This is a genomic window from Gloeomargarita sp., assembly GCF_053491055.1.
The window spans coordinates 1-5,441 of the sequence record NZ_JBRCEP010000101.1 but is presented as its reverse complement, the minus strand read 5'-3'; the positions used below and the strand labels follow the sequence as shown (position 1 = coordinate 5,441).

The 5,441-nt window shown below is 56.5% G+C and carries 4 protein-coding genes; all 4 read right to left on the bottom strand.

Going from position 1 to position 5,441, the window contains the following annotated elements; translation table 11 throughout:
* Nucleotides 1–246, bottom strand: a 246-nt coding sequence (locus ACWISF_RS11225; protein ID WP_448381672.1) for a carboxyltransferase domain-containing protein, incomplete at its 3' end; no start/stop codon positions are given.
* Nucleotides 247–547: 301 nt separating this feature from the next.
* Nucleotides 548–1,714 carry a ferrochelatase gene (gene hemH / locus ACWISF_RS11220; protein ID WP_448381671.1) on the bottom strand — a complete coding sequence of 389 codons (1,167 nt, stop codon included), beginning with the start codon at nucleotides 1,712–1,714 and terminating at the stop codon, nucleotides 548–550.
* A 47-nt stretch (nucleotides 1,715–1,761) separates the two neighbouring features.
* Nucleotides 1,762–2,577, bottom strand: a complete 816-nt coding sequence (locus ACWISF_RS11215) for a M48 family metallopeptidase (RefSeq protein ID WP_448381670.1) — start codon at nucleotides 2,575–2,577, stop codon at nucleotides 1,762–1,764.
* A 256-nt stretch (nucleotides 2,578–2,833) separates the two neighbouring features.
* Nucleotides 2,834–5,029, bottom strand: a complete 2,196-nt coding sequence (locus ACWISF_RS11210) for a CHASE2 domain-containing protein (protein WP_448381669.1) — start codon at nucleotides 5,027–5,029, stop codon at nucleotides 2,834–2,836.
* Between the last annotated feature and the right edge of the window lie 412 nt (nucleotides 5,030–5,441).

Sequence of the window (5,441 nt, the reverse complement as noted above, 5' to 3'; positions counted from 1 at the left end):
TGGCTTTGCCGCTGAAGACATGTTCAGCAATTTTGATACATGCATTTCCGCTTCAAGGTAGGTGGTCTGCTGCAGGTCGTATAGCACGGTCAGTTTTGTCAGAGCTGGAATGGCTTCAATAAAGCCCTTGAATGGCGAGGTCTGCAGCTGTGCCATCACTGCCCTGATACGTTGGCGTATCTCTGGCGAAGTTTCCTTACCAAACTCGATGACCAATGCCGCATCACCGAATGAACATATTTTCATACGCTTACAGGCTCAAGCATTTTTTGCAAAGGCGTAGAAATCAAATGTTTGCATACTTTTCTAATGCAATTTTAGAGCAAATCAATCTTCTCGCTTATATAGTCGTTTCACAGGAAAATGCAACACTTTGAGGCACTGGTCATCACTGTATCCCCTTCCAGGACAGGGTTTTCAGGTAAAGGCGCATGTCGCAAACTTGTTTGAAATGACTATAGATAAAAAATCAACAGAACTTGGTGTTGACCCGTCTGAAATGAATGTGTATTAGACGGCATTAATCTATCCACCCCAAACCTGGTCCTTACATCAAACCGACCAGATGCAATGGCCCCCAACCGACAATCATTTCCACCAACAACGCCAGAAAACCCAGCATCGCCAACCGGCCATTCCACACTTCGGCAGTCGGCGTTAACCCCCATTGCCAGCGTTCTTGCGGGTAGATTTTCACCGGTTTTTGCAGATTGATCACTTGGTTAAGCAGCACCGGGGGGGCAGTACTGGCCTGGATGACAGCTTCGGCCAAATCCTGAATAAATCGGGGATGGGTATTCAGGGCCGGCACACGATGAAAATGAATGATGCCGCTGCGATGGGCCAACTCCCGGTATTCCACGTCAATTTCCTGCAAGGTTTCGATGTGTTCTGAGACAAAACTGATGGGAATCACCAGCAAATCCCGCACGCCCCGCGCCCCCAATTCGGGAATCACATCTTCGGTATAGGGTTGCAGCCATTCCACCGGCCCTACCCGGCTCTGGTAGGCAAGGGTGTAGGCATTCGGGCGGTTTAGCGCCTGCACAATCAAGGCCACACAGCGCTCAATCTGTTCCTGATAGGGGTCGCCGTCTTTGTCCACATAACTGCGGGGCACACCGTGGGCGCTAAACAGGAGATGCACATGTTCCGGCGCAGGCAGCCGATCCAAGGTTTGCCGAATCAAATCCACCATCGCCTCAATATACCCTGGCCGGTGATACCAGTAGGGAATCACGGTATGTTCAATCCGCGCCAAATAGGTCCCCGCCTGCCGCAACCGTTCCAACAACCGCAGACTCGAACCGCTGGTGCTAATCGAATACTGGGGATAAAGCGGCAAAATCACCACCTTGTCCACCCCATCCCGCTCCATCTGGCTCAAGGCTTCCTCCGTAAACGGATGCCAGTAGCGCATCCCAATATAAATCCGCGCCGGATGTCCCAGTTGCTGCAATCGCTGCGCCAGCGCCTGAGCCTGCTGTTCCGTAATCTGCCGAATCGGGGAACCACCGCCAATCTGCCGATAGTTTTCCCGGGAACGCCGGTGCCGCATCGTAGCAATCAACCAGGCCAGGGGCTTTTGCAACCAGGGCAAGGGCAAACGGATAATCTCCGGGTCGGCAAACAGGTTGTACAAAAACGGTCGCACATCCTCCAACCGCTCGGGTCCCCCCAAATTCAATAACAACACCCCCAGGCGCTGGCTCACGACCCCTTCCCCAACCTTGCGAATTTTTACATTTATTTAAGTTTAGCCTAATTTTCCCCGCCTGCCACCAATCGCCAGTACTCCGGGCTTTGGCTCCAGCGGTCGATCTCCTGCGCCCGCAGTACCGGCAAAGGATGGGTCAACGGCAAGGTGCGGGTCGTTTTCAACCAACTCCACCCCCGCTGACTGTAGGCCCGCGCCTGGGCCAGAAACGCCTGCCCGTCCAACTGGGACGCCAACTTTGGGGAACCCCCCGCCAACTTCATCAAAACATTCACCACCACCTGCGGCTCCTGGGCCACCAACAAAGCCGCCCGGTCGCAACTCAACTCCGCACACCGCAACCACTGTAATAACGATGTCCGCAACCCTTGCGCCAACCACAACCCCCAGGTGGGAATCTGCGCCACCCCCAACACCAACAAATTCGCCAGGGTCAGATACACCCCATGCTCGCACTTGACATGCCCCAATTCGTGAGCCATCACCACCTGCAGCTCCGCAGGCGTCAGCAACTCAATCAAACTGGTATGCAAGACAATGAAGGTCTGCGCGCCCCGCACCGCCAGCGTGTAGGCATTGGGTTGGGGGTTTTGGCGGATGTACAAAAGCGGTACTTCCATATCCAAAATTTGGCAGGCTTCTTGCAGTAATTCGTACAGCCAAGGCAGTTGGTTGGGGCCTACCTGCACCCCCGTCGCCATATTTTCCAGGTAAAACCATTCCTGGGCCGCCGTACCCAGCGTCAACCGGATCAACGCATCCAAGCCCGGCACCTGCTGCAACGCCTGGGTGGCTTCCCGGTCCCAAGGATGGCGAAACTGCTCCGCCCGTAACCCCAACAATCGCCGCTTTGCACCCACAATACGCAGCCGTTCAGCCGAGAACGGTGACGATGGCTTCACAAGATAGGGAACATTATACAAATTTTAACGTTCGGCGGTTGGGGGTGGACAACGCCCTTGCAGCCCTGCTAAGCGTAACCATGCCTTGCTGGGGGTCATCAAATGGGGAGATGTCTATGGGTAATTGTCACCCATAAAAACTATTAAAAAAACCATTAAAGATGCGGTAGTGATTTCATCCTTTGGCCGTGACCCCAATCCCTGCCGCCATGTCCTATAAGAGGGGCCTCAAGTCCCTTAAGACTTCTAGCGCTGTCTGATAGCGTTCTGTGTAGAAATAGGCCACCATTTTGTCCAGAATATCGGCCAGGCGAGGGTTGACTTGGGGGGCGTGCTGTCGCCAGCGGGGTAAACCTGTATCCTGATCCAATTCCAATTCCCGCGGGGGCAACCCGGTCAAACACTGAATGGCAATCATGCCTACCGCATAAAGATCACTATTTAGCTGCGGCCGTCCGGCCATTTGTTCGCTGGGCGCATAGCCGCGCGTGCCCACCGCCACAGTGTAATCCGCTGCGGTTTCCCCCGTTTTCGGTCGCATTTGTTTCACAGCCCCAAAATCAATGAGCACCAACCGCTGATCCTTGTCGCGGCGAATGATATTGGCGGGTTTCAAATCCCGGTGAATGACCTTGTGTTCATGGACAAAGGCCAACACTTCCAAAATGCCCCGCAAAACATTTAACGTGTAGGTTTCATCCTTTTTTTGCCCCGGCACCAATTCCTTGTCCAGGGGCGTTCCCTGGATAAATTCCTGCACCAGATAAAACTCGTTATTTTCCTCAAAATAGGCCAACAATTGGGGAATCTGCCGATGCCGCCCCAGAATTTCCAAAATCTCTGCTTCGGTATGAAACAACCGGCGCGCCACTTGCATAAAGTGACTGTCAGAACGGGCAGGTTTCAACTGCTTGACCACACAAGGGGGGCGTCCCGGACGTTGGGTGTCCTGCGCCAAATAGGTGCGGCCAAATCCCCCTTCGCCGAGCACCTTGACCACCTGATAGCGTCCGCCGAGCACCCCCTCCTCCTGGCGGCTGGGTTGGGTCGTCCGCACCCCCAAATTCCCCGCTGCTGTCGCCTGGGTGGATTCCAGCAGGTTTTGCAAAATGGTAATCTGTTCCTCCTGCTGGGCCACCTTCGCGGCCACCAAGCGATGTTGCCGGTCGGTTTCGTAGGCAATGTAGGCTAGCACGCCCATGCCCGTACTCATCAGGCCCAGCACCGGCGGCACCAGGGGAATCCAGCCCCCCCAGGTAAACAACACCACCGCCAGAACGACCCCCGCCCCCACTGCCCCCGTTAACCCCAGGATCAGGTGCAGGGGATGCCGCAACCGCCAAGCAATCACGCCGCCTAGGCCACACCAGAGAAAAATCCACAGGGTTTCTAGTCCCTCTGACCAGTACCAAATCTGCGTCCGCCCGTCGAGGGCACTGCTGATAATCTGGCTGGCAATCTGGCCGTGAATCACCACCCCCGGCATCTTTTGGTCTTCTGGCAACCCGGCGCTGTAAGGGGTATAGAAGTCATCCTTGGCACTGGCCGCCGTCGCTCCCACCAACACGATCCGGTCGCGCACCAACCGGGGGGGTACCTGTTGCGCCAACACCTCCCTCAGCGTCACCTGCGCCACCGCTTTTCGCGCCCCCCGGTAATTCAGGAACACCTGATAGCCCCGGTCGTCCACCCCCCGGTACGGACCCGCATTGGCCGTCAAACGCCGAAATTCCCCTCGCCCTAAGAGAATCGTGCCATCGGCAGCCTGCTGGGGTTGCATCCCCTCTGCTTGCAAAAACCGCAGGGCCAATTGCACCCCCAAGGCATTCGGCGTTGGGCAGGGCGACCGGGGGTCAACCTGCACGCCCAAAAATGCCCGGCGCACCGTTCCTCCCGCATCCACCACAATATCGGCAAACCCCACCCGCTGCGGCGCTTCCCCCCGACTGATTGCCGGTGGCGGCTTGATCCCTGGACCGTTGGCATCCCCCAGTTTGCATACGGCAATTACGTTAGTTTCTCTAGCCAACAGGTCGTTTAACGCCCGACTGCCCGGCTCCTGGGGAATATCCCGATAAAAATCCACCCCAATCACCCGCGGTTTGGCTGCCAACAACAGCCGCAACGCCTCCACCAGGGTTTGGTCCCGCACCGGCCACTGCCCCAGTTTTTGAATATCCTCCTCGGTCACCCCCACCACCAACACCCGTTCGTCCGGGGGTTCTTCCGGTCGCCAGCGCAACATCTGGTCATACAGGGCCAATTCCAGGTGCTGCAAGCCCCCGGCCATGCGTACCCCGGTGAGCACGATGCCCATGACCAATCCCCCCAGCACCGCTGGCCAGCCCAACCAGTCACCGACTTTTTGGACCGGCGGCCATGTCCGCCAACGCTGGAGAAAAGCACGCATCAGAGTCAGGACGCAGAGTAGGTTGGTCGTGCCTAATTACTGCCACTATATTATGGTCGATTATGGTTGTTTCAGGGTGTCCCTGTCGTTCTCCGGAGCTGGCCTGAGCACCACACATTGGCAGTGCCGCCCCCATCGCCCTGGAAACAGCAGTGCCTGTGCAAGTCCCGCCCCGCCTGCCCCAAAAATCACCGGTCGTGCCCACACCTAGTGCGGTGCCACAAACGCCCAAAGGGGATAGGTCAAACCAAAGTTCTGAAAAAGTGCGAAGGCGGGCCGCATGCGGTTGTCCCGGCGGGTACAACACCTCTACCCGTTGCCCTACCCGATAGGCTGACCTGCAAATCGCACCCCTTCCCCATCTGGCAGTTGAAATTCGACAACGGGATAGTAGTGGCAGGTACGGCCCCCC